The 23,066-nt window shown below is 44.5% G+C and carries 21 protein-coding genes; 5 read left to right on the forward strand and 16 right to left on the reverse strand.

Going from position 1 to position 23,066, the window contains the following annotated elements:
- Window positions 1-67 precede the first annotated feature (67 nt).
- Complete coding sequence (locus EP58_RS14835; protein ID WP_036094613.1) at window positions 68-1,087, forward strand: WxLIP family cell surface protein; 1,020 nt, start codon at window positions 68-70, stop codon at window positions 1,085-1,087.
- Between the two features lie 53 nt (window positions 1,088-1,140).
- Here the strand turns inward: EP58_RS14835 and EP58_RS14840 are convergent, their stop codons facing one another.
- Window positions 1,141-2,094 (reverse strand): LacI family DNA-binding transcriptional regulator, encoded by a 954-nt coding sequence (locus EP58_RS14840; protein ID WP_036094614.1) that lies wholly within the window; start codon window positions 2,092-2,094, stop codon window positions 1,141-1,143.
- 72 nt (window positions 2,095-2,166) lie between these two features.
- The gene (locus EP58_RS14845) at window positions 2,167-4,326 is read right to left on the reverse strand and encodes a glycoside hydrolase family 3 N-terminal domain-containing protein (protein ID WP_036094615.1); all 2,160 of its coding nucleotides are present in this window, start codon (window positions 4,324-4,326) and stop codon (window positions 2,167-2,169) included.
- A gap of 332 nt (window positions 4,327-4,658) precedes the next feature.
- Between EP58_RS14845 and EP58_RS14850 the strand changes: the two genes are divergently transcribed.
- The 3 genes from EP58_RS14850 (at window position 4,659) to EP58_RS14860 (ending at window position 8,040) form a co-directional block, all read left to right on the forward strand.
- A complete protein-coding gene (locus EP58_RS14850; protein ID WP_036094616.1) occupies window positions 4,659-5,897 on the forward strand; it encodes a sugar ABC transporter substrate-binding protein in 1,239 nt (412 codons plus the stop codon).
- 416 nt (window positions 5,898-6,313) lie between these two features.
- Window positions 6,314-7,195: a carbohydrate ABC transporter permease gene (locus EP58_RS14855; RefSeq protein ID WP_373862728.1), complete on the forward strand. Its 882-nt coding sequence runs from the start codon at window positions 6,314-6,316 to the stop codon at window positions 7,193-7,195.
- 14 nt (window positions 7,196-7,209) lie between these two features.
- The gene (locus EP58_RS14860; RefSeq protein WP_036094618.1) at window positions 7,210-8,040 is read left to right on the forward strand and encodes a carbohydrate ABC transporter permease; all 831 of its coding nucleotides are present in this window, start codon (window positions 7,210-7,212) and stop codon (window positions 8,038-8,040) included.
- 37 nt (window positions 8,041-8,077) lie between these two features.
- Here EP58_RS14860 and EP58_RS14865 read toward each other — a convergent pair whose 3' ends face one another.
- The 4 genes from EP58_RS14865 to EP58_RS14875 form a co-directional block, all read right to left on the reverse strand.
- Window positions 8,078-9,679 (reverse strand): glycosyltransferase, encoded by a 1,602-nt coding sequence (locus EP58_RS14865; RefSeq protein ID WP_077917944.1) that lies wholly within the window; start codon window positions 9,677-9,679, stop codon window positions 8,078-8,080.
- A 197-nt stretch (window positions 9,680-9,876) separates the two neighbouring features.
- Window positions 9,877-10,050, reverse strand: a complete 174-nt coding sequence (locus EP58_RS17570; protein WP_156110595.1) for a hypothetical protein — start codon at window positions 10,048-10,050, stop codon at window positions 9,877-9,879.
- A 64-nt stretch (window positions 10,051-10,114) separates the two neighbouring features.
- Window positions 10,115-10,534 (reverse strand): permease prefix domain 1-containing protein, encoded by a 420-nt coding sequence (locus EP58_RS14870; protein ID WP_036094619.1) that lies wholly within the window; start codon window positions 10,532-10,534, stop codon window positions 10,115-10,117.
- On the reverse strand, window positions 10,534-10,863 hold the full coding sequence (locus EP58_RS14875) for a PadR family transcriptional regulator (RefSeq protein ID WP_036094675.1): 330 nt from the start codon (window positions 10,861-10,863) through the stop codon (window positions 10,534-10,536). The genes EP58_RS14870 and EP58_RS14875 overlap by 1 nt, the downstream gene beginning before the upstream one ends.
- Before the next feature lie 124 nt (window positions 10,864-10,987).
- On the opposite strand from EP58_RS14875, the gene EP58_RS14880 reads away from it, so the two are divergent.
- Complete coding sequence (locus EP58_RS14880) at window positions 10,988-11,383, forward strand: ACT domain-containing protein (RefSeq protein WP_241481025.1); 396 nt, start codon at window positions 10,988-10,990, stop codon at window positions 11,381-11,383.
- 340 nt (window positions 11,384-11,723) lie between these two features.
- On the opposite strand, the gene EP58_RS14885 is transcribed toward EP58_RS14880, so the two are convergent.
- The 10 genes from EP58_RS14885 to spoVG (EP58_RS14930) all read right to left on the reverse strand — a co-directional run bounded on the left by EP58_RS14885 (window position 11,724) and on the right by spoVG (EP58_RS14930) (window position 22,765).
- On the reverse strand, window positions 11,724-13,292 hold the full coding sequence (locus tag EP58_RS14885; protein WP_036094621.1) for a S1C family serine protease: 1,569 nt from the start codon (window positions 13,290-13,292) through the stop codon (window positions 11,724-11,726).
- A 106-nt stretch (window positions 13,293-13,398) separates the two neighbouring features.
- Window positions 13,399-14,232: an MBL fold metallo-hydrolase gene (locus EP58_RS14890; protein ID WP_052171467.1), complete on the reverse strand. Its 834-nt coding sequence runs from the start codon at window positions 14,230-14,232 to the stop codon at window positions 13,399-13,401.
- Window positions 14,233-14,343: 111 nt separating this feature from the next.
- Window positions 14,344-15,189 carry a two-component system regulatory protein YycI gene (locus EP58_RS14895; RefSeq protein WP_036094622.1) on the reverse strand — a complete coding sequence of 282 codons (846 nt, stop codon included), beginning with the start codon at window positions 15,187-15,189 and terminating at the stop codon, window positions 14,344-14,346.
- Window positions 15,189-16,484 carry a YycH family regulatory protein gene (locus EP58_RS14900; RefSeq protein ID WP_036094623.1) on the reverse strand — a complete coding sequence of 432 codons (1,296 nt, stop codon included), beginning with the start codon at window positions 16,482-16,484 and terminating at the stop codon, window positions 15,189-15,191. Before EP58_RS14900 ends, EP58_RS14895 begins: the two co-directional genes overlap by 1 nt.
- Complete coding sequence (gene walK / locus EP58_RS14905) at window positions 16,481-18,310, reverse strand: cell wall metabolism sensor histidine kinase WalK (RefSeq protein ID WP_036094624.1); 1,830 nt, start codon at window positions 18,308-18,310, stop codon at window positions 16,481-16,483. The genes EP58_RS14900 and walK overlap by 4 nt, the downstream gene beginning before the upstream one ends.
- 5 nt (window positions 18,311-18,315) lie before the next feature.
- Entirely contained in the window at window positions 18,316-19,029 is a 714-nt protein-coding gene (gene yycF, locus EP58_RS14910) for a response regulator YycF (protein WP_036082165.1), read from the reverse strand.
- A gap of 308 nt (window positions 19,030-19,337) precedes the next feature.
- Window positions 19,338-20,294: a ribose-phosphate diphosphokinase gene (locus EP58_RS14915; RefSeq protein ID WP_036082163.1), complete on the reverse strand. Its 957-nt coding sequence runs from the start codon at window positions 20,292-20,294 to the stop codon at window positions 19,338-19,340.
- A gap of 87 nt (window positions 20,295-20,381) precedes the next feature.
- Window positions 20,382-21,755 (reverse strand): bifunctional UDP-N-acetylglucosamine diphosphorylase/glucosamine-1-phosphate N-acetyltransferase GlmU, encoded by a 1,374-nt coding sequence (glmU, locus tag EP58_RS14920; protein ID WP_036094625.1) that lies wholly within the window; start codon window positions 21,753-21,755, stop codon window positions 20,382-20,384.
- Window positions 21,756-21,998: 243 nt separating this feature from the next.
- Entirely contained in the window at window positions 21,999-22,313 is a 315-nt protein-coding gene (spoVG, locus tag EP58_RS14925) for a septation regulator SpoVG (RefSeq protein ID WP_036061445.1), read from the reverse strand.
- Between the two features lie 140 nt (window positions 22,314-22,453).
- Window positions 22,454-22,765 (reverse strand): septation regulator SpoVG, encoded by a 312-nt coding sequence (spoVG, locus tag EP58_RS14930; protein ID WP_036082159.1) that lies wholly within the window; start codon window positions 22,763-22,765, stop codon window positions 22,454-22,456.
- Between the last annotated feature and the right edge of the window lie 301 nt (window positions 22,766-23,066).

Genomic DNA, 23,066 nt, shown 5'->3' on the forward strand with positions numbered 1-23,066 from the left:
CTAGTGCGTGCCCCCTCTCCGCTAGAGAGTCCTTAGTACAGCTATCATATTTTAGGAGGAACTCTGCATGAAAAAACTAATGACCCTATTTTTAATCGTACCGTTACTGGCCTCAACGCTCTTATTTCCAGTACACAGCGATGCATCTGAAATGAACTTCTCCGTAAGCGCAAACATCCCAGAAAACCAAATCGACAAAACGAAAAGCTACTTCCATCTGAAATTAGCGCCCGGAAAAGAGCAAACCGTCGATGTCACGCTGACAAATGAGACCGATCAAGAGCTTACCGTCCTGACCTCTGTGAACACCGCAGTGACGAACGATAACGGTATTGTGGACTACAGCCAAGAAAACCCGAAGCTTGATAAAACGCTGAAATATCCGATATCTGAGCTCACAGAATCCGCGGGTGAAGTCGTTCTTCCAGCCAACTCAAGCAAAAATTACCCCATCAAAATAAGCATGCCAAACGAGGCTTTCGACGGCACAATCCTTGGTGGCATCTATTTCAAAGAAAAGACACCCAAGAAGAAAGAATCACAATCTAAGGACATTCAAATCGAAAATCAATACGCGTACGTCATCGGTATGATACTCACACAAAATGATACGCAGGTCAAACCCGATCTTACCCTAAACGCGATTACACCAACGCAAATCAACTATCGTAATGTCGTGACGGCGAACTTGCAAAATACCGAGGCCACGATTCTCAAAGATCTAGACGTCGAAGCACAGATCTATAAAGGCGACGGAACAAAAGTTTTGCACGAAGCCTTTAAACAAAACATGCGAATGGCGCCAAACTCCAACTTTAACTTCCCAATTAGTTGGGGAACGCAAGAATTCGAGCCTGGAAAATACCGCCTAGATATGATAGCAACGAGTGGCGAAAAATTTTGGAAATGGTCTGAATATTTCACAATAGACGGTAAGACTGCAGATGACTTGAACGAAACCGCACTTGATATCGAAAAAGACTACACGTGGTTATACATTATCGGCGGGTCGATACTCGCACTGCTGATTCTTCTCCTTGTATTCCTACTTGGCAGAAGATCCAGAAAAGACGAAGAGGAAGAATAACGCCCAAAAAGCTACCAAATCCAACAATGATTTGGTAGCTTTTTTTGATATGTTCACCGACTTGGAATCAACGACGTATAAATAATCTCATCCGCCACCGTCTCATCTTCCAGTAGCTTCAGCAATTTCTCCGCGGCGACCGCACCCCACTTATACTTCGAGTACTCAATCGTCGCCAATCGCGGTTGCAAATATTGCCCGACTTCCGTATTATCAAAGCCAATAACCTTCACATCACGCCCAATCACAAGCTTCGTTTTCGCAAAATAATTATACATACCAATCGCCATTTCATCGTTTAACGCAAAAACAGCTACTGGCTCGCCAACCCATTCCTGCTCAATCTGCTGCGCTGCTTTTTCGCCCGTCACTTTTGAGAAATCGCCAGGAATCACAATAACCTCCTCATCCCGAAAGCGTTCCAACTCAGAAAGCGCCGCACGTAATCGCTCCTCGCTATCATACGTGTTGGTAGGCCCCGTCACAATATAGAACTTGCCCGAAAAACCGGTTTTCAAATAATCGACAGCAAGTGTTGCCCCCGCCTTGTTATCGAGCAAGACCTGCCGCACATTCGGATGTTCCACTTCACGATCCAGCACGACAATTTTATGACCACGATCCGCATACTCCAACAATTCCTCCGTCGAAAATCCCATATCCAAAATAATCGCGCCATCAATCATTCGCTCCGGTAAAAAACGATGCGCCTTCATGCCACTGCAAACAATCAACTCATAACCCTTGGCCAAAAGCGTATCCGTAAGCCCATGTAACAACTCACCATAAAATACACCGCTATAATTCGCCAAATAAATACCAACAATCTTCGTTTTCCGTGTTTTTAGCGTCCGTGCTGCCATATTCGGAATGTAGTTTAACTCATCCGCGATTGCCACAATTCGTTGTCTCGTTGCGTCCGTGACTTTAGGGCTGCCGTTTAACGCATAAGAAACAGTGGAAATCGAGACACCCGCTTTTTTCGCTATATCTTTAATCCCAACCACTGCGATCCGCTCCTTGTTTCCTTTTCTTTATTATGCACTATTTTACAGCCATATGTCTATTTCCTACCTCATTTAAACCAAACAAAATGCAGCTTGTAAATGCGTTCCAATAAATACATTAAAATCACCTGGATCACTTGTAAAATCTAGGTTTGGTTTGTAATAACGCAAATCCTCTTCCGTCAAACTAAAAGTCACCGTTTGATCCTCGCCTGGCGCCAAATTAATCTTCGTAAATCGTTTCAATTCCTTGCGCGGTCTACTCACTTTTCCGACGATATCCTGCACGTAAAGCGCTACGGTTTCTTTTCCAGCAGTTTTCCCGGTATTTTTCACCGTCACCGAGATAGTAAGCGTATCCGTTTTTGTCATCGTATCACTCGAAAGCTCGAGATCACTATGTGCAAAAGTCGTGTAGCTCAGCCCAAAGCCAAAATCGAACAGCGGCTGATTCGGAATGTCAATGTATTGCGACACATAATGCTCTTGCGCATCCGCCGCGTCCGCAGGTCTCCCCGTACTCAAATGATTATAGTAAACCGGAATTTGCCCCGTTGTGTATGGGAATGACATCGGCAATTTGCCATTCGGGTTCACGCGTCCACTTACAATATCCGCCACCGCGTTTCCAGCCTCCGTCCCTGGGAACCAAGCCTCAACCAACGCGTCACTTGCCTCAATCAAACCATGCAGATCAAGCGGTCGACCATTGAAAAGTACCGTCACGACTGGTTTTCCAAGCGCGCGAATCGCGTCAATCATCAGGTACTGCGACTCCGGCAAACGAATCGTCGCGATACTGTTCGCTTCGCCACTTCGATTCGCCGACTCGCCAAGCGCCAGCACAATCACATCCGCGTCCTGTGCCACACGAACCATTTCCGCAATCTCGGTTTCCGTCACGTTTTCCGTATCCGCCGCACCAGCAACCTCCACCTGATCAAACTGCGCCTTCATGCCATCCGCAACCGACACTGCGTCCTTCCTATCGCCCAGCCACGACCATGCACCCAGCACGTCCTGTGTCTCTGCAAGCGGTCCAACAAGCCCGATTTTCGTCCCCGTCGTCGCAAGCGGCAATAAGTCCCCGTCATTTTTCAGCAACACCATCGCGTCCGCCGCAACCTCGCGCGCCGCCTCCCGATGCTCCGCCGACAAAATATCCCGCTGCCGATCCGCGTCCCCCTTCAAACCACGATACGGATCCTCAAACAACCCAACATCCCGTTTCAACTCCAAAATCCTCATCACCGCTTCATCCAACAAGCTCTCAGGCAACACACCATCCTCAATCAAACGCGCCACATTTTCCAAGTAGCACGTCGTCATCATTTCGATATCCACGCCCGCGCGCAATGCCGCCTCTGCAGCCTCCGCCGAATTCGCCGCCGTACCGTGATTGATAATCTCTTTGACCGCGCCCCAATCCGAAATCAGCACACCATCAAAGTCAAGCTCGTCCCGCAACACATCCCGCATCAACCACTCGTTCCCCGTCGCTGGCACCCCGTCCACCACATTAAACGCCGTCATCACAAGCTTCGAACCCTCTTCAAGCGCCGCCGTGTAAGCCGGTAAATAATTCTGGTACAACTCCCGCATCGACATATCCACCGTATTATACTCACGCCCAGCCTCCGCCGCACCATACGCCGCAAAATGCTTCACGCAAGCCGCCATTTTTTCATGATTTTCCGCCAACTCATCCGGATTCCCCTGATAACCCCGCACAAAGCTCGCCGCCATCTCACTATTCAAATGTGGATCCTCACCCGTCGACTCCATCACACGCCCCCACCGAGGATCGCGAACCAAGTCCACCATCGGCGAAAAAGTAACCTGCAAGCCAGCCGCTGTCGCCTCTTTTGCCGAAACCGCCGCCATTTTCTCAGCCAGCGCCACATCCCAAGTAGCCCCAATCGCAAGCGGAATTGGAAAAATCGTCTTATAGCCATGCACCACATCCGCCATAAAAATAAGCGGAATCCCGAGCCGACTCGTTTTCAAATACGCCTCCTGAATCGCGATCATCTCACTCGCCGTCGCCGACCCTAAAACCGATCCCGCATTCTCCGAAATGTCCGGTGTAATCCCCATCTCCGCCATCGGCCCCGTGATTTCCCCCTCCGTAATCGTTCCCTTATAAAACATCGGTGCTAACTGCAAAAGCTGTCCAACCTTCTCCGACACCGTCATTTGTCCCAATAATTCTCCAAGCTCTACTTTTTTCATAATACACGTCCTCTATCCTAATATTTCGAAACGTTTCTATTTAATCATATCAACAGTATAAGCGTTTTCTTTTTCTCCGTCAAACAAATTTCTCTATAAATCATTATTTTGCCCCCTAAAATTACATTCCAAGCCTAAAAATAAATATTTTTTCAAATTTTCTCTTCCTATAAATGTCTCTAAATTCATCCCTGAAACCCTACATTTTATTATATTTATCACTTGTAACCGATTACATTTTGTTTTATAATGATTTCATCGAAACGTTTCTATAACAAAGCACTTTTTGCAACGCCAATTTTCAACAAAAATAAAAAGGTGGAGGAAAAAAGATGAAGAAAAAATGGAGTATGTTGTTGTTAACCATTATTTTAGTAATAGGAGCGGCACTAGCAGGTTGCGGAAATTCCGACGACGCTGCTGACACCAAGGTTCTAAACGTTTGGGCAATGGGAGATGAAGCCAAACAATTACCAAAACTCGCGAAAGACTTTGAAAAAGAAACCGGCATAAAAGTGAAGGTCCAAGCCATTCCCTGGGCTAACGCTCATGATAAACTACTGACCGCCGTCGCCTCAAAATCCGGCCCAGATGTTGTTCAAATGGGGACAACATGGATGCCCGAATTCGTTGCAGCAGGCGCACTAGAAGACTTGGCAACATACACAGATAAATATCCCGAACTAGACGCTAAAAACTTTTTTGACGGTTCTGCAAAAACGACCCAATTCGATGATAAAACCTACGCGGTTCCCTGGTACGCCGACACGCGCGTGCTTTTCTACCGCACCGATATACTAAAAAAAGCCAGCTACGATCATGCCCCAAAAACATGGGACGAACTATCCGAAGTTGCTGAAAAACTCTCGAAACGCGGAGACAATATGTATGGCCTTAACATCGACGGCAAAGAACAAAGCCTCGGCTTCATGTTTGGCCGTCAAAACGGTTCACCACTTTTCGATGACACCAATAAACCCGTTTTCAACAAAAAGCCATTCGTAGATGCCGTATCCTATCTAAATAGCTTTTTCGAAAACGGCTCGGCGCCAAAAGATGATCTCGGTCTAGATGTCGCTCAAACATTCAGTGGTGACGCGATTGTCCCTATGTTCATCAGTGGTCCATGGATGGTAAAAGCCGTCAAAGACACCGTTCCAGATATCGATGGAAAATGGGCAACAGCCGTACTTCCCGCAAAAGAAAACAACATGTCGAGCCTCGGCGGAGCTAACCTAGCCGTTTTCAAATACGGTAAAAACAAAGATGACGCGGGGAAATTCCTCCAATATATGAGCAAGCCAGAAACCCAGCTCAAATGGATGGAGCTAACCAACTCCCTGCCAACCGCTCAAAAATCATGGGAAAACGAAACCCTAAAAGGCGATCCATTCTATAAAATATTCGGCGAGCAAATGGCCAACGCAGAACCGATGCCGCTCATTCCCGAATTTGAAGAAATTGCGCAAGCCTACATGAAGAGCTTCGAACAAATCTACCGTGGCGGCGCGGACGTCCAAGACCAGATGGACACATTCAACGATGAAGTCAACACCATTCTAAAAAAATAATGAACCGTTCGAGGTGAAGAGGTCGGGACAAAACTCCAAATAAGAAAAAAATCGCCTCGCCCGTTATTTTGGGTAAGACGAAGACTGGGCTTCACACAAATCGAGCGAAAGCGTTTGTATTCAGGTGATTTGGTGGAAGCCGGAAGCGGAGTGTACGAGACTGTACATGATGACTGAAAGCAGGGAGAGGGTAGTTTCCTCGACCATGCGAGAAGTTAAGCGAAACTGCTATTGTGTAGCAGAACCGGTGGATGGATTAACCGTTCCCTGCGTTCACGCTTATATTGAGACTGTAACTCATTACATTCCGAACAGTCCCAACAATGCGAGCGCTTGCCGCCGATTTATTTGGATTATGTCCCAGCCCCCCTCACCTCAACTACATATTAAAGGAGGTTTACAATTTGCGTCGTTTTATGGATCAAAAAACACCATACCTATTCATTTCACCAGCACTTTTGCTATTAATCATGTTTTCCCTTTTCCCAATCGTCATCGCTTTTGTCATCAGTTTTACCGATATTAATCTAGTCGGACTCGCGGATTGGTCAAAAATCAATTTCATCGGCTTTGACAACTACAAAAACGTCTTATCCGATCCGATATTCCTAAAATCGATTGGGAATACGCTTTTTTATGTTATCATCGGCGTGCCCTTAGTCATCGTTTGTTCACTCGGAATTGCACTCATGATTAATTTTAGCCAAGCGAAGATTTTTCAGTTCTTCCGGCTGATTTTTTATACACCATCTATCACAAATGTTGTTGCTGTCGCAGTCGTTTGGAGCTATTTATACAATCCGCAATTCGGTTTATTCAACTATTTATTATCCTTACTTGACTTACCCGCGGTGCCTTGGCTACAAGACCCAACCATCGCCAAAGTTTCCTTGATTATACTTGCTTTATGGCGGGCAATCGGCGTTAACATGATCATCTTTTTAGCGGCATTACAAGGGATTCCGCGCGAATATTACGAGGCCGCCCAACTTGACGGCGCCAATCGCTGGAAACAACTCACCAACGTGACGGTTCCGCTATTACGTTTTGCGATTTTCTTTGTGACCGTTACAACGATGATTGGCTGGCTGCAATTTTTCGAAGAACCGTTTGTCATGACACAGGGCGGACCACTTGATAGCACGACATCCGTGGCGCTGTTCATTTATCGAAACGGTTTCCAACTAAGCAAATTCGGATACGCCGCAGCAGGCTCATTTATCCTATTCATCGCAATTATCATCATCACCATCGTTCAGTTCAAAATTCAAAACCGTCATGACGACACCCAAATGTAGGAGGAGTGAAAAATATGAATCAATATGCAAACAAATCACGCGGTGCCAAATGGCTCGTAGGTCTTATTTTAGCAGTTGGCGGATTCTTCATGATCCTTCCATTCATCTGGATGGTCCTCTCCTCTGTCAAAACCGACGCAGAAATCCTGCAAATTCCACCGACCATTTGGCCAGAAACATTCACCTGGGATAACTTTCGAAGCCTCTTCACGGAACTAAATTTCGGTGTTTACTTGCGCAATACACTTGTCATCGTCCTGTTTTCCTTCATCGGCCTATTCCTGAATGCCATGGCAGGTTACGGTTTTGCCAAGTTCAAATTCCGCGGTAAAAATCAGATGTTTTATATGGTTCTCGCAACGATGATGATTCCCGGACAAGTCACCATGATTCCAGTTTATCTAATTCTCAACATGTTCCACCTGACAAACACGATGACCGGTATCGTCTTACCAGGCCTTGTCGGCGCCTTCGGAATTTTCCTGTTCCGCCAGTTCATGTCGACGATTCCAGACGAGCTCATGGAAGCCGCGAGACTAGACGGTGCCAGCGAATTCTTTATCTTTTGGAAAATCATCCTACCGATTTCGCGACCAGTCCTCGCCGTGCAAGGCATCCTAACCTTCATCGCTGGCTGGAACTCCTTCCTATGGCCACTCATCATCGCAAACGACGAAAAATACTACACACTTTCCGTCGGGCTATCCTTACTAAAAGGCCAATACGCCAGCAACTACGCACTACAAATGGCCGGCTCAACGTTTATGGTCATCCCGATTATCCTGATTTTCATGATGTTCCAAAAGTACATTTTGAAGGGATTCAATGTGTCAGGATTGAAATAACAAGCAAAATGCCGTCACATCACGTAACGGCATTTTTTCATTCTAATATCCTATAAAACATTTCCATCGCATGCTGATTATACGTCACATAATCAAATTCTTTCGTAGGAACTTCTCCATTCAGCGCTCGCAACATCCCGTCCTCCAAATGCTCTTTTGAATTTGGGATTAGCAAACCATATCCGTCCTCCAAAATACTCCGCGACCCAGGAATATCTGTCGCCACAATCGCCTTCCGCAAAATCAATGCCTCCAACAATACCATTGGCTGCCCCTCATGATTCGACGGCAAAATAAACACGTCACACTGCTTCAACAGAGGAAACGGATTGACCACTTGCCCAAGCAACGTCACATGCTTCTCCAAGCCGAGTTTCCCAATCACTTCCGCCAGTTCTTCCTTCAGTTCGCCATTGCCAATCAACACTAATTTCGCTTCATGCCGCTTTGCAACAACCTCTTTAAAAGCCTCAATCAACACCCGCTGATTCTTCTCGGGAGAAAGCCTTCCCATCGTCACAAAATAAAAGCTATCCTTATCCAACTCAACATCTGGCGCTTCATCCGCAGCCTTCAGCACCGCCTCATAATCCAGCGAATTATGCACATAGACCATTTTTTCCGAACTATTCTCCACTAAATGCCGCAGTTTTGCCTCGTTCAAATCTCGCGTATGTTCCGCCACCGAAACGATTTTATCAAAAGAATTATACAGTAAGAAAATCACGTTTAAATCTACGCGATGCTTGTAATCCACGCCTAATTTTTTACGATATTCTTGCATCATCTCGTTATGCTGATAAATCAACTTCCGATTCGCCCCACTCGTCGCCAGCAACAAGGTCCAATACTTAAAATATCCATCAAAATCAATCGCTATATCAATCTTCGTTTTCCCTAAAATCCGTCGCAATTCGCGCTGGTATAATCGTTTCACTTCATCCTCTAAAAAACCTTCTGGCCCAAACTCCACATACAACTCGTGACTCGCTGTAAAAAGCCGTTCTTCGGCCTTGCTCTCCGCGGCAGTTCGCAACATACCACCAACCACCGTCACCCGCAAAACACGCGGATCTAATTTTTCAAAATTCCGTTTACAATCATCGTGAAGCGCCTCCGTATCCATCACAATAACCCGATAGCGCTCGTAGTCCAAATTATGCAACAAATTGATAGCCGACGTCGTAATCCCATTATTTTTAAAACCACCGCAATACATCAAAATCGTCTTTTTACTATCGTTCTCACGTTTTGCCGGCAAAGAACCCGTCTCCCATTGCTGCGAGGTAATGACTGTGCCCGGTATTACGCCCTGTAAATTGGCTGGCAATTCACCATCCGTCACAATATAATCCGCATGCAGCAAACTACGCACTAACAAAGGCTCCAATGGCTTGCCGCGATAAAAATGACTATACGTTTGGCCATCTTTTTTTATAAAATAACTTGGCATCGCCCCATCCGAAACAACATAGGCCGCACTTGCCAAAGTCTTATCACTCAACGATTCCAGCGACATCCCTGCAAAAATCGGATGCTCCATTATGCCTTCAATAAAACCCTCATGATCCGACACAATGACGACGCTATTTTTTCGAATCGGTTCTTGCAAATAATACTTCAAATAACGCTCTCCCATCCAAGTTCGCCTCCTCGCGTTTCTTCCAATATTCCCGTTCTGATTTTTTCGAAACGATAAAAGGATACCAGTCGCAAAACCGCTCATCCTCCTATACGAATGCAGCATCATCATCTCAAGCCTTACATATCAAAAAATGAACACAAAAACAACCTGAAAAATTGGACCGCTAAATCCATCCTTTTTCAGGTTGTTATTCATGCATAAAAAGTATAATATTGATTACGATCCGTAACAGAAGTCGCGACCTTTTTGAGTATCTCACTAGCCACTAAGCCATCAAAAATCTTTTTAGCAGTATTCGGAGATTTCCCCAAATGCACAGCCAATTCCTTCGTTCGAATACTTCCTTTATTGTAAACGATAGACAAAGACGCCTGCTGATTACTAGTAAGCCCGTCCCAATCAATCTCTTTTTGACTCCTCCAAATGTACTTACCTATCCTCAGCCTTACGTCGATACCAAAAATAAAACATCGCAAGCGGCCACCAGAGCACTGCAAAAATAGGGAAAATGCACCACAAAACATCCGGCGAATACATCACGTTGACGACGATGAATAAAATAATCAGCAACGCCGCACCCCAAATCGAAAACCCTAAGTTCACCTTTGCCAGCGCGCGTCTTTTCTTCGTATTCGGCTTAGCAACTTCCAATTCCGCAATAATCTCATCGATATCACCAAACTCAATAATCGCCTTATTCACCGCGTCCTCTTCAGATTTCCCTTCCTCCATCAAGTCCGCCACTTTTTCCGCTAAATTGTACGTAATTTCTTCCTTAATTCGCGCCGCCTGCTCGCTCTCTGGTACATTTTCAAATAACTTCTCCACAAATTCCGATATTCTATTCACTAATCAATCTCCTCCAAAAAAAGGTTCATAATGCCCTTAATCTCTCGCCATTCCCGCGCCATCTCACTCAAATAAGCTCGGCCAAGACTCGTAATCATATAATATTTTCGCTTCCCACCATGCGAGCGTTCCCCGAAATACGACTCAATCAACAACTTCTTCTCCAACCGCTGAAACACCGCATACAGCGTCGCCTCTTTAATTTGAAAGCGATCACCCGTCCGTTCACTAATTTGCTTCGAGATCTCATAACCATAAGAATCCCCATCCGCCAAAATCCGCAAAATAATCGAGTCCACATGCCCTCTTAAAATATCACTACGAATCAAAATCACCCCTCAAATTACTCTACCAGATAGAATTATAATCTTCCTTAACTTTACCACCCGAACCCCCGTCTGTCAAAACTTTTTGCAACCCACTAAAATTCATGATAGGCTTATCAAAAAGGAGATGTTCCAAATGCAATTAAAACTAGACAAAACCAACTACACCATCGCCAAATTCCATCCAGACTTCCCAGTACCTACATGGTTCCAAACCGAGGCCTCCCAGTTCAAAAGCATCACATACACCGACGAAGAATGCTCCATCATCCTCCCAACCGAGCGCCTCGACACAGCAGAAGCTCAATCCACAGAATCCGACTGGTTCCTCCTAAAAATCGAAGGAATCCTCGACTTCTCATTGACAGGCATCCTAAGTAAAATCGCGACGCCCCTAGCCGAAAAAGAAATCAGCATCTTCGCCGTCTCCACCTACAACACCGACTACATCCTAATGAAACAAGCCGACTTAGATCGCGCAATCACGACACTAACAACCGCCGGCCACCAAATCACCGAATAACAAAAAAACACGATTCCCCAAAACTAGAGAATCGTGTTTTCCTATTAAATCTCGCATTCACCACTAAACCAGCAAGGACCGAGAAATGCTTAATTTCTAGGCAAAAGCGAGTACCGAAGCGGAGCGTACGACTGTACGTTGACTGAAAACAGAGAGGGGTCCTATCCCCGACCATGTGAGAAGTTATGCGAAACGCAGTGTAGAAGAGCATCGGAACAGAGCCAATTAAGGATGGCAGCCTCACTTTGTTCACCTGCATATTGGTGTTGTAACTCATTCTCATTTCGAACAACACCAACAACGAAAGTGAGCGTTTCTCGGTTCTTGCGCGCCTTTTGCGTTACTGGTTGGTGGATGTTGCAGCAGTAAGTGTCACCGTCGTTGTTTCTTTCTTACCATCACGATAGTACTTCACTTCCATCTTGTCTCCAACTTTCACATCATTCGAATACAAAATTTGGCGTAGCGTCATCGAGTTTGTTACTTTCTTACCGTTCATTTCAACGATAACATCATATTCTTTCAAACCAGCTTTATCAGCAGCTGAACCGGAAACGACTTGTTGAACCATCGCACCATAATCCACGCCATCTGGTAATTTTAACACTTGTTGTTGTTGTACTTCTGGAATCGTATCCACGTCACGCAATGTCACACCTAGCGACGGACGCTCTACTTCTCCATTTTTCTCTAACTGTTCGATAATTGGTTCAACCGTATTGATTGGAATCGCAAAACCGATACCCTCTACGTTTTCCGTTGAAATTTTCATCGAGTTAATACCGATCACTTGGCCTTCAATATTGACTAGCGCACCGCCACTGTTACCAGGGTTAATCGCCGCATCGGTTTGAATGACTTCCGCTTCCCAATCTGATGTACCGTCGCCATTTGTATCAACAGGCACCGTACGATTCAGACCAGAAATAATGCCTTCTGTTACCGTTCCAGCAAATTCCGTTCCAAGTGGACTACCAATCGCAATCGCCGTTTCGCCGACTTTAAGCGAATCAGAATTACCAAACTCAGCAATCTTCGTCACATTTTTATCGCTAATCTCAAGAACCGCTAAGTCATTCCATTTGTCTGTTCCGACAAGCTTAGCTTCCGTTTTCTTACCATTTGAAAACTTGACTTCGAGTTTGTTCGCACCCTCTACCACGTGATTATTCGTCACGATATATGCTTTACCATTCGCTTTCTTATACACAACACCAGATCCAGAAGAAGCTTCCTCTTCCGCTGTGGCATCTGTACTAATCGACGTTCCAGCTTGGTAATTCAAAACACTGACAACCGCATCCTGTACTTTTTCAAGTGCTTTTGTTGTGCTGGTCGTGTTTTCAACGGTTACTTTCTTCGTTTCGCCGCTACCAGTGGATGTCGTGTTCGAAGTCGTGTTGGTGTTATCATCATGAAGCGCGCCCCATGAGAAACCGAGCACGATCAACGCACCAATCAAGACCCCTAAAAGGCCTGTTAAAAAGACGGCTAGCATCGTTTTCTTCTTACCTTCTTTTTTCGGTGGCTCGCTACCATTTCCACCTCCGCCAGCACGCGTTGGAGGTACCGGTGGAACCACATTATTCCCATCACCACTACTTGCAGGCGTCGGTTTCACTTCTGGTTCACTAGCCGATGCATCAAAAAAAGCATGTGTGGAACTCGCTTCTGCTTCCTCTTTCGTCGCTGTAGCAAATGGCCCACCTTCTGGCGTTACGCCTTCTGCAGAATGCACAGCTTCGACAGGAATATCACGCGCAACTTGCGGCTCAGGTGACGTATGTACCGCCGCATCCCCCGTTGGCTCAGGTTTTTCGTAAGATTGTGACTCCGGTAACTTCTCAGGAGAAGCCCCACTTGCTAGCTCATCTTTATGTGTTTCCAAATCTTTGTTTTTCTCATCCATGCATAATTCATCCCTTTCCAAATTGTAGACGTATCCATATAGTTATTCTATACCCTAATTATGAAAAAACTATGAAATTTTATTAAAATTTTTGCTATAACTCACATTAAATCGTAAAAATCGGTGTTGGAATCTCAGGATCAGTGTCGAAAAGGTCAATTTGTTCGCCGACGATGATGCCCTCACCAGCCAATGTTTGCGAAACGGCCATTCTCGCCAAATCCTTCATATTATTATCTTTGCTCAAATGCCCGAGATAAATCCGCTTTGTCGCGTCACCAATCACTTCACTCATCGCAATACCGGCATCCTCATTCGACACGTGACCCTCATCGCCCAAAATACGACGCTTCACATTCCAAGGATAACGCCCCATCCGCAGCATCTCGACGTCATGATTACTCTCAAAAAGGTACGCATCCGCATTCGCAATATGGCCCTTCATCCGATCACTCACGTAACCCGTATCCGTAATCATCACGAACTTCTTTTTCCCACTGTGGAAAATATAAAACATCGGTTCCGCCGCATCATGTGACACACCAAACGATTCCACTTGCAAACTACCGAATGATTTCACCGTCTCCATATCAAATTGAAATTTTTGTGCTGAGTTAATCTCGCCAATCGACGTTTCCATCGCGGCCCACGTCTTTGCATTTGCATAAACCGGCACCTCATAACGCCGCGCCAGCACGCCAAGCCCTTTAATATGATCCACATGCTCATGCGTCACCAAAATCGCATCCACATCCGTCATACTCCGCCCAACTTCGCTGAACAAATGCTCGATTTTCTTGCCACTCAAGCCACAATCCACCAAAATCGTCTGATCCGCCGTCTCAATCAACGTCGCATTTCCTGAACTACCACTTGCCAATATACTAAAACGGAGCTGATCCGTCGCCTGATTCGCTGTCTTAATTTCCTTTGCAAACATCACTTTCTAGCCCCCTTAAAAATTCCATAACCTTATTGTACAACGAAAAAAACACAATTGCACGAAAAAAGGAGAAACCTCACATTTTCCAAGGCTCTCCCAATTTCCATTCTACTGTCGCGCTTTCAGAGCAGCGTCACTTTCCTCGGTTGGTACTTCCTCGTTCGCCTGCGCATCATTCGTATTAATCACAGACCCCTCCAAACCATTCACAAGAAAAAATGTCGTCTGCTTATCGTGTTTCACCTCAAAAGCCCATACAGGCAAGTACACGTCCGAACTCGGCAAACTCACCAAGTTATAATAACCAAGCGTCGTATTCACAATCTTACTATTCTGCTTCAAATCACCATGCTGATGAAGTACCTCTAGCGCATCCGTTCCCGAAATCACATCGTCCTTTTCATCAAACATCTGCGTATCACCAAGCATCGTTTGCCGATACGAAACAACCTCATTATCCTTATTCAACATAAACACAATCTGTCCATTCGTATTGAACAACACAGGCCGCCCATCAATTTTCTGATTAAACGTCATTTCGCGATTCTCGGCATCATAACCCCAATACGTGTACCGATCCCCTTCAAAAACATCACTTTTCAAAAATGGCATCAAATCCGCGCCATACTTATCCGGGTCAATTTTGACAGGCTTAGTCAGCACCGAATAAATACGCTGATCCGCATTCAAAACCGAAACCTTCTGCCCCTTCAAATCATTGATATCCTTCTGCGTAAAAGCAATTGGCTCCGTCGTTAAATACGAACCCTGCTCCGGATTAGACGGAATTTTGCCATACGTGATATTTTCCGATTTCAACTTTTCTTCCAGCGTTTGACTCACGAGCGGCGTCGGTGAAGAAGACATCCGCGAATCAATAAACAACACTAATAAGAAAATATCCAAAATCAAGAAGGCGATAATAAAAATCGTTTCTGTTTTCTTCCAATCCATTACGATTCGCCTCCCACTACAGGCGTCCACGTACCGTTGTATTTATAAAACCAAGCCGGCTTTAGCTCCACAACACGATTATAACTGTTATTATTTTGCTCATATCCCATCACGTATCCAGGAACAATCATCTGAATATCGTCCGGATCCACCGTCTTAATCAGGTTCTCATAAACGCTCACCGAACTCGGCAGCGTCACTTCTTTTGACTCCGTCGTAATTTGCGCACCTAACTTGAAGAACGGGCGCTGGTATTTATACACACCTTCCGTCCCCTCCGTCACCAGAATCTGCGACATGCCATCATCGTTAAACACTGGCAATCCCTGCACAAACAACGAAAACGCGGTTGTCGAGCTATCCGCCGAGTAACCAGAATAATAATAATTTCCCGTCCAGCCCCAATGATCATTCACAAAATTAAAGCTCGACTGAATCTGCTCCGACTTCATCGCACTGCTAAGCTGCGACGTATCCCGACGTTCCTGCGCAGGATCCACATACGTGAGCACTTTTTCTTCCGGATTCACCGTCATAGAACTCGAACCATTCGTAAACGAGTTATCCTGCCCCTTCACCTTGCTACCGTCACCAAACAGCGCATTTTTAAACAATCCAATATCAATCGTCTCAATCACATACTGCTGCTTCTGCAACTTCACCGGTGCGTCGCTCAGGAACAAATACTGCTTATTCTTATACAACTCGTTCACAGGAGCAAGCGCCGTTTTCTGCTCCGTCAAAACGTGCTTCAACATATCCACCTGATCCTGCTGAATCGAGCCCTGATAAATCTGCTCATTCGAATCATTTCCAAAATACACAGAGAACAATCCATTCTCCGACTTAGTCAAATTAAACGTAATCCGATTAAACGAATTCAAGTCAAAATTATCGCCCTTCAGCCTAAAAACCTGACTGTAAATCGAAAGCGGCACAGCATTCGGGAAAACCAGTTCCATCGAATTATTCTGATGCATCATTCCCTGATAGCTCGCCGTCATTTTATCCGTCCGCACCAACTCAGAAAAATCAAACGTCGTCCCCGCCTTCACAAGCGCGTTAATCATCGTTAAATTTTGCGTCATGTAATGGTTGTCATTCTGGTGATAATACACCATCGTCGGCCTAAAAACCTGTTCTGGCTGGCGCAACTTCGCAATTTGCTCTTTTTTCACCGTTTCATTATCGATAACTTCATAATCCGGCTGCACTTTCCAGAGGCTGTAGCTTAGGAAAATACTGATAACTACAAGAACAGTGAGGATTATTCCTCTTATTTTTGTACCCTTCATTCCCAATCATCCTCCGGTAAGTCATTGTATGGCAACGTAAACGAGATTGTTGTACCTTTCCCGCGATTACGCTCTGCCCAGATTTCGCCACCATGCGCTGTAATAACATCACGCGCAATCGCAAGCCCCAGACCAGTTCCGCCCATTTCCCGCGACCTCGCCTTGTCCACACGGAAGAAACGATCAAACACTTTCGTCAAGTCCTCCTCAGGAATTCCCATACCTTCATCACTGATACTAACCTCAATCTCATTCTCCCGCTTCCGCAAGTAGAACGTAATCCGGCCACCATCCGGTGAATATTTATTCGCATTCGAGATAATGTTATCCATCACCTGCATAATTTTATCCTCATCAATTTCAATAATCACCGGCTCACGCGTAAACTGCCGCTTAAACGTAATCCCGTCCTTCTTCATCATCTCAAACCGATCAATAATATGATTGAAAAAGTCATTAAAATTCACAAAATTCTTATCCAAATTCGTGCGTCCGCTATCCATTCGTGACAATTTCAGCAAATCGTTCACCAAACGAATCATCCGCTCCGTCTCGCTTTGCGTCACCTCAAGGAAACGCGGCGCAATCTCTTCATCACGCCAAGCACCATCGCTGAGCGCCTCCAAATAACTGCGCATACTCGTAAGCGGCGTCCGAAGTTCATGCGATACATTCGATACAAAGTCGCGGCGTTCCTGATCCACTTTTTCCTGGTCCGTAATATCATGTAAAACAGCAATAATCCCGTTCACAAAACCAGTTTCCCGCTGAATCACCGACAAGTTTGCCCGTAAAATATACGGCTCCTCAAACGTACTGCGATCCATCGTAAGCGGCTCTTCCAACTCCATCAAATCATCGAAGGAATAGTCCTCCGCCACGCCAAGCACGTCGATAATTGGCTTCCCATTCGCACTCTCATGCGCCATTTTCAGCATTTTCTCAGCCGGCGTATTAATCAAAATGACCTTCCCGCGGCGATCCGTTGCAATCACGCCATCCGTCATGTAAGAAAGTACCGACGACAACTTGCGCCGTTCCCCTTCCGTCATGGCTTGCGCCTCCTGCACCCGTTTCGTGAGCGCATTAAAAGATTCCGCCAATTGGCCAATTTCATCCATACCGTACACTTTTACTTTTCGCGTATAGTTCCCACGAGCCATCGCAAAGGCCTGCCGTTTCATATCCGTAATCGGCTTCGTAATCGTTCGCGATAGTAAAATACCAAGAATCGCCGTAATAATCATCGCAAGCAGCGTCCCTGTGATAAAGATACTCGTTATACTATCGACCTGCTCATACACCGACTCAATATCCGTAGCCAAATAGATGGCGCCAATAACCTCTCCTTTTGAAGTAATCGGGGTAACATCCACCCAAATTTGCCGTTTTGGATTCTTCCCCATGAAGATTTTATTTTCGCCATTCCCACTATTTATCGTGTTTTTAATCATCTTATTCGTCGAGACCTGGCCAACGATGCCCTGATTATCCACATCTGAGGTCCCAATGATTTTCAACTTATTATCTACGACTAGCACATTCTCAAAATCATTACTACCACGAACAAAATCGAGCAACATGCTTTGAATATTGCTCTCGAGTTTCGTCTGATCCTCATTCGTATATTTCAACATTTCCTCACGAACGTTATATTCCAATAAATTCACACTATTAGTAATCGCTGTTTTAAAGTTCTTCTCCAATTGGTCCTGCAATTCTCGCACAAAATAAGCCCCGATTACCTGCATCGCTACCAAAATAAGTAACAAATAAATCATGACAAATCTAAATTGAACCGATTGAAAAAACTTCATTCTCCGCATAATTTTTACTCCTGTTCAGGGTTACGTAAATAGTAGCCTACTCCCCGTCGTGTTACAAGCCATGCTGGATGACTTGGATTATCTTCAATTTTTTCGCGTAAACGGCGTACCGTCACGTCGACCGTCCGCACATCGCCAAAATAGTCATAACCCCAAACCGTTTGCAATAAATGCTCCCGCGTCATGACTTGTCCCATGTGCTTCGCCAAATAATGCAGCAACTCAAACTCGCGGTGCGTCAGTTCAATCGTCTCGCCACGCTTAGAAGCAACATACGCATCCGGATGAATAATAAGCGAACCAATTTCCAGTTCACTGTTTTCTTCCTCTTCTGCCGCCGCACTTCCAGCTGTACTATGACGACGCAAATTCGCCTTCACACGCGCAATCAACTCACGATTACTAAACGGTTTCGTCACGTAATCATCCGCACCAAGCTCCAGACCAAGCACCTTATCAATCTCAGAGTCTTTTGCCGTCACCATGATAATTGGCATGTCATATTTTTTACGAACCTCACGACATACTTCAATACCATCGCGACCAGGCAACATAATGTCAAGTAGAATCAAATCCGGTTGAATTTCCTCCACTAAATCAATTGCTTCATCACCATCGTACGCGCAATACACGTCAAATCCTTCTTTATTTAAATTAAATTTCACAATATCAGCTATCGGCTTTTCATCATCTACAACTAGAATTTTCTTTTCGGCCATCTTTAACCAGTCCTCCCATTTCTAAAATCGCTCCATTAGCGATACCTTATATTTTTTGAGAAATAACCCTTATGTTGCAACTGAAAAATGTCTTTCTTTATGAGATAATGGAATGCTTTATTTCCCACGTAACAATCCATGCCTGACCACATTTCTAGTCATGGCAAACTTTATCAAATGATAGACTATCACATTCATCATTATAACATAATATCTTCAGGATAGGAAAAGTTGGGAGGCTATTTGTACGTTCCTAAACAAAAACGCAGACATCCTAAGAAGGAGGCCTGCGCTATGTATTTTCTGTTTTAATCAAATAATGGGCTTACTGACTCGTTCTTGTGTACGCGAACGATTGCTTCGCCAAGTAACGGTCCTACAGATAATTGTTCGATTTTGTCAATCCATTTATCCTCTGGTAAAACGAGTGAATTCGTCACGATTAATTTCTCAATCGCAGAATTGTTAATACGCTCAATCGCTGGGCCAGACAAGACTGGATGTGAGCAACACGCATAGACTTTCGTCGCGCCACTCTCGATCAATGCATTGGCTGCAAGCGTGATTGTACCCGCCGTATCAATGATATCATCAATCAAAATCGCTACTTTTCCATCTACATTACCAACAATATTCATAACTTCCGCCACATTTGGACGAGGACGACGTTTGTCAATAATCGCAATCGGCGCTTTCAAACGATCAGCCATCTTACGCGCTCTTGTTACACCGCCGTGATCCGGAGAAACAACTACCAAATCTTCATCGATATGATGCGAGCTGAAATAGTTAGATAGCAAACGAACCGCGTTCAAATGATCGATTGGAATATCAAAGAAACCTTGAATTTGTGGTGCATGAAGATCTAGTGTAATCATGCGTGTAGCTCCTGCTTTTTCAATTAGGTTTGCTACCAGTTTTGCCGTGATTGGCTCACGACTACGCGCTTTACGGTCTTGACGAGCATAACCATAATACGGCATCACAATATTAATTGTTTTTGCTGAAGCTCTCTTAAGTGCATCAATCATGATCAAAAGTTCCATCAGATTTTGGTTAACAGGAAAACCAGTGGACTGCACGACATAAACGTGACAACCACGGATACTCTCTTCAATATTAATCTGAATTTCACCATCACTAAAATGGGTCACGCTGGACTTCCCTAAATTAATTCCTGCTACTTCCGCGATTTCCGCCGCCAGTGCTGGGTTGGAATTTAAAGAGAAAATTTTTAACTTTGGATCAAAATAATCGTTAGACATAATCAGCCTCCACATAGATTTTATATAATTTTTGAACGATTGGGGTTGCAGGACGGAAAAACCGCGGGACAACCCCATTGCAAATGATTACTTACCGAAATTCAGTTTTTTAGCATAGCCTTCTTTATTTTCCTGTTTCACACGGGAAATGGCAAGGGCATCTTCTGGTACATCTTTCGTAACCGTTGTTCCTGCTGCTACAAAGGCGCGATTGCCAATGTTCACCGGCGCTACCAGGTTGGAGTTGCAACCAATAAAGACGTCATCGCCGATAATTGTTTTGGCTTTATTTTTGCCGTCGTAGTTCACTGCGATAGAACCGCAGCCAATATTGACATTTTCGCCGATTTCCGCATCACCCATGTAGATGAAATGCGGGATTTTTGAGTTTTTGCCAATTGTTGCTTTCTTCGTTTCTACAAAATTACCGATTTTCACGCCTTCGCTGATTTCAGATTCAGGACGCAGATGTGAATAAGGCCCTACTTGAACATCATCGCCAACTTTGCTGTCATAAATAGAAGAATGTCTCACTTGCACGCGTTCACCAAGAATCGCATTATCAAGCACGCTCGCACCGGTAATTTCGCAATCAGCACCGATTACTGTTTTACCATGAATCGCAACGTTTGGCCCAACAATCGTGTCTTGACCGATTTCAACATCGACATCGATATACGTGTTCGCTGGATCAATCAACGTTACGCCATTGCGCATGTGGCCTTCATTGATTCGGTGACGCATAATTTCTTGCGCCTCCGCCAAAGCTACGCGATCGTTAACGCCGAGTGATTCCTTCGCATTCTCCATCCGATAAGCCGCAACAACCTCATCTTCATCTTTTAAAATCTTGATAACGTCAGGCAAATAATATTCACCTTGCGCATTTTCATTGGATACTTTGGCTAACGCTTCGAATAACGCTTGATTATCAAAGCAGTATGTCCCAGTATTGATTTCATTCACGCGCTGCTCTTTTTCGGACGCATCTTTTTGCTCGACAATTTTTTCAACGATTCCTAGGTCGTCGCGGATAATCCGCCCATATCCCGTCGGATCGTCTAAAACAGTCGTTAAAATGGTGGCTTTGGCACGTTTTTCTTGATGGTACTTCATTAAGTCTTCCATCGTATGCCCTTGAATAAGCGGCGTATCGCCACACACAACCAGCGTTATACCTTCTTTGTCACCAAGCACACTCTTCGCCTGTAAAACTGCATGAGCCGTCCCTAGCTGCTCTTCTTGCAAAGCAAACACACTTCTATCTTTCAAATGGGTCTGCACTTGTTCCGCGCCGTGTCCAACAATCGTCACGACTTCATCCGGTTCAAGCTGACTGATTTGGTCTACTACATGTTCCACCATCGGCTTTCCACAAACAGGATGCAAAACCTTGTAAAGCTTCGACTTCATTCTTGTACCTTGCCCAGCCGCTAAAACAACCGCATATCTTTTCATCATTGACAAGACCCTCCAATTATCCACTATTCTTCATAATGATAATACCGTAAAAACCGCTTTTTTTCAAGGTGTAAATAGAACCTAATCTTATACACACTCGGAATAAATTCGTAGCAAGCGCTCGCAAGGACCGCCTATTCGCGATGCTCATAGGCATATTGGGGCTGTAGCTCATTTCATTTCGCACAGCCCCAACAAAAAACAACCAGCGCTAGGGCTGGTTGTTTGGATTTATATTATTAATTATTCAGCAGTGACTTCTTCTTCAACTGCTACGTCTTCTGATACAGCACTTGATTCTTCTTCGCCTACGCGAACATATTCAGCAAGTACAACCTCTTGGATTTTTCCACGAGTATCAGAATTAATTGGGTGGGCGATGTCACGGAATTCACCATCAACACCACGTTTACTTGGCATTGCTACGAATAAACCGTTGTTACCATCAATGACACGAATATCATGAACAACAAATTCCTCATCTAAAGTTATGGAAGCAATAGCTCTCATTCTTCCATCAGTTTCTACACGACGTAATCTCACATCAGTTACTTGCATTATTAGTCACTCCTTATCCCATTTTGTCTTCTCATAGTTTCTTCGGGTTATTTTATCTTGTTACTTGGGACAAACATTAGTTTCCCTTTAGATCCGCTATTCACAACAAGCTTTTACCCAGGTCCTATAAAAAGTAGTGTTTAGTCTTCATTTCCTTCTTCCGCTTCTGGTGCTGCTTCTTCTACTTCACTGACAACTTCATCAGCTTCTGCATAAGCAACTAAGACAGCGTCCTGAATTTTAGCACGAGTATCTGAATTAATTGGGTGAGCGATGTCACGAAACTCCCCATCAGGAGTACGTTTACTTGGCATTGCTACAAATAATCCATCATTACCATCAATCACGCGAATATCATGTACTACGAATTCACCGTCAATAGTAATTGAAGAAATAGCTTTCATTCTTCCATCAGTCTCAACTCGACGTAATCTCACATCTGTAATTTCCATTTTCTTCACCACCTTAGCTCTTGTTGACATGCTACTTGTTGATTCAACACACACGCAACATCATAAAGATAACACTAGAGAATTGTTCCCTTGACATTTCTCCCATACAAAAAGTAATTCTTCAATCACTCCTTGTTCCCAAAAAAGGAAAGCCCAGAATTTTTCTCTAACAACATCATAATAAAAAAAGCTAAATTTGACAACTTTGTGACTTCGCGTATAAAAACACTGTTTATAGTGCATTTTTTATTGACAAAAATGAATTGTTTTTTATAAATAAATAATTGTATACTATAAATCC

Source organism: Paenilisteria newyorkensis, assembly GCF_000766145.1.
Taxonomy (GTDB): domain Bacteria; phylum Bacillota; class Bacilli; order Lactobacillales; family Listeriaceae; genus Listeria_A; species Listeria_A newyorkensis.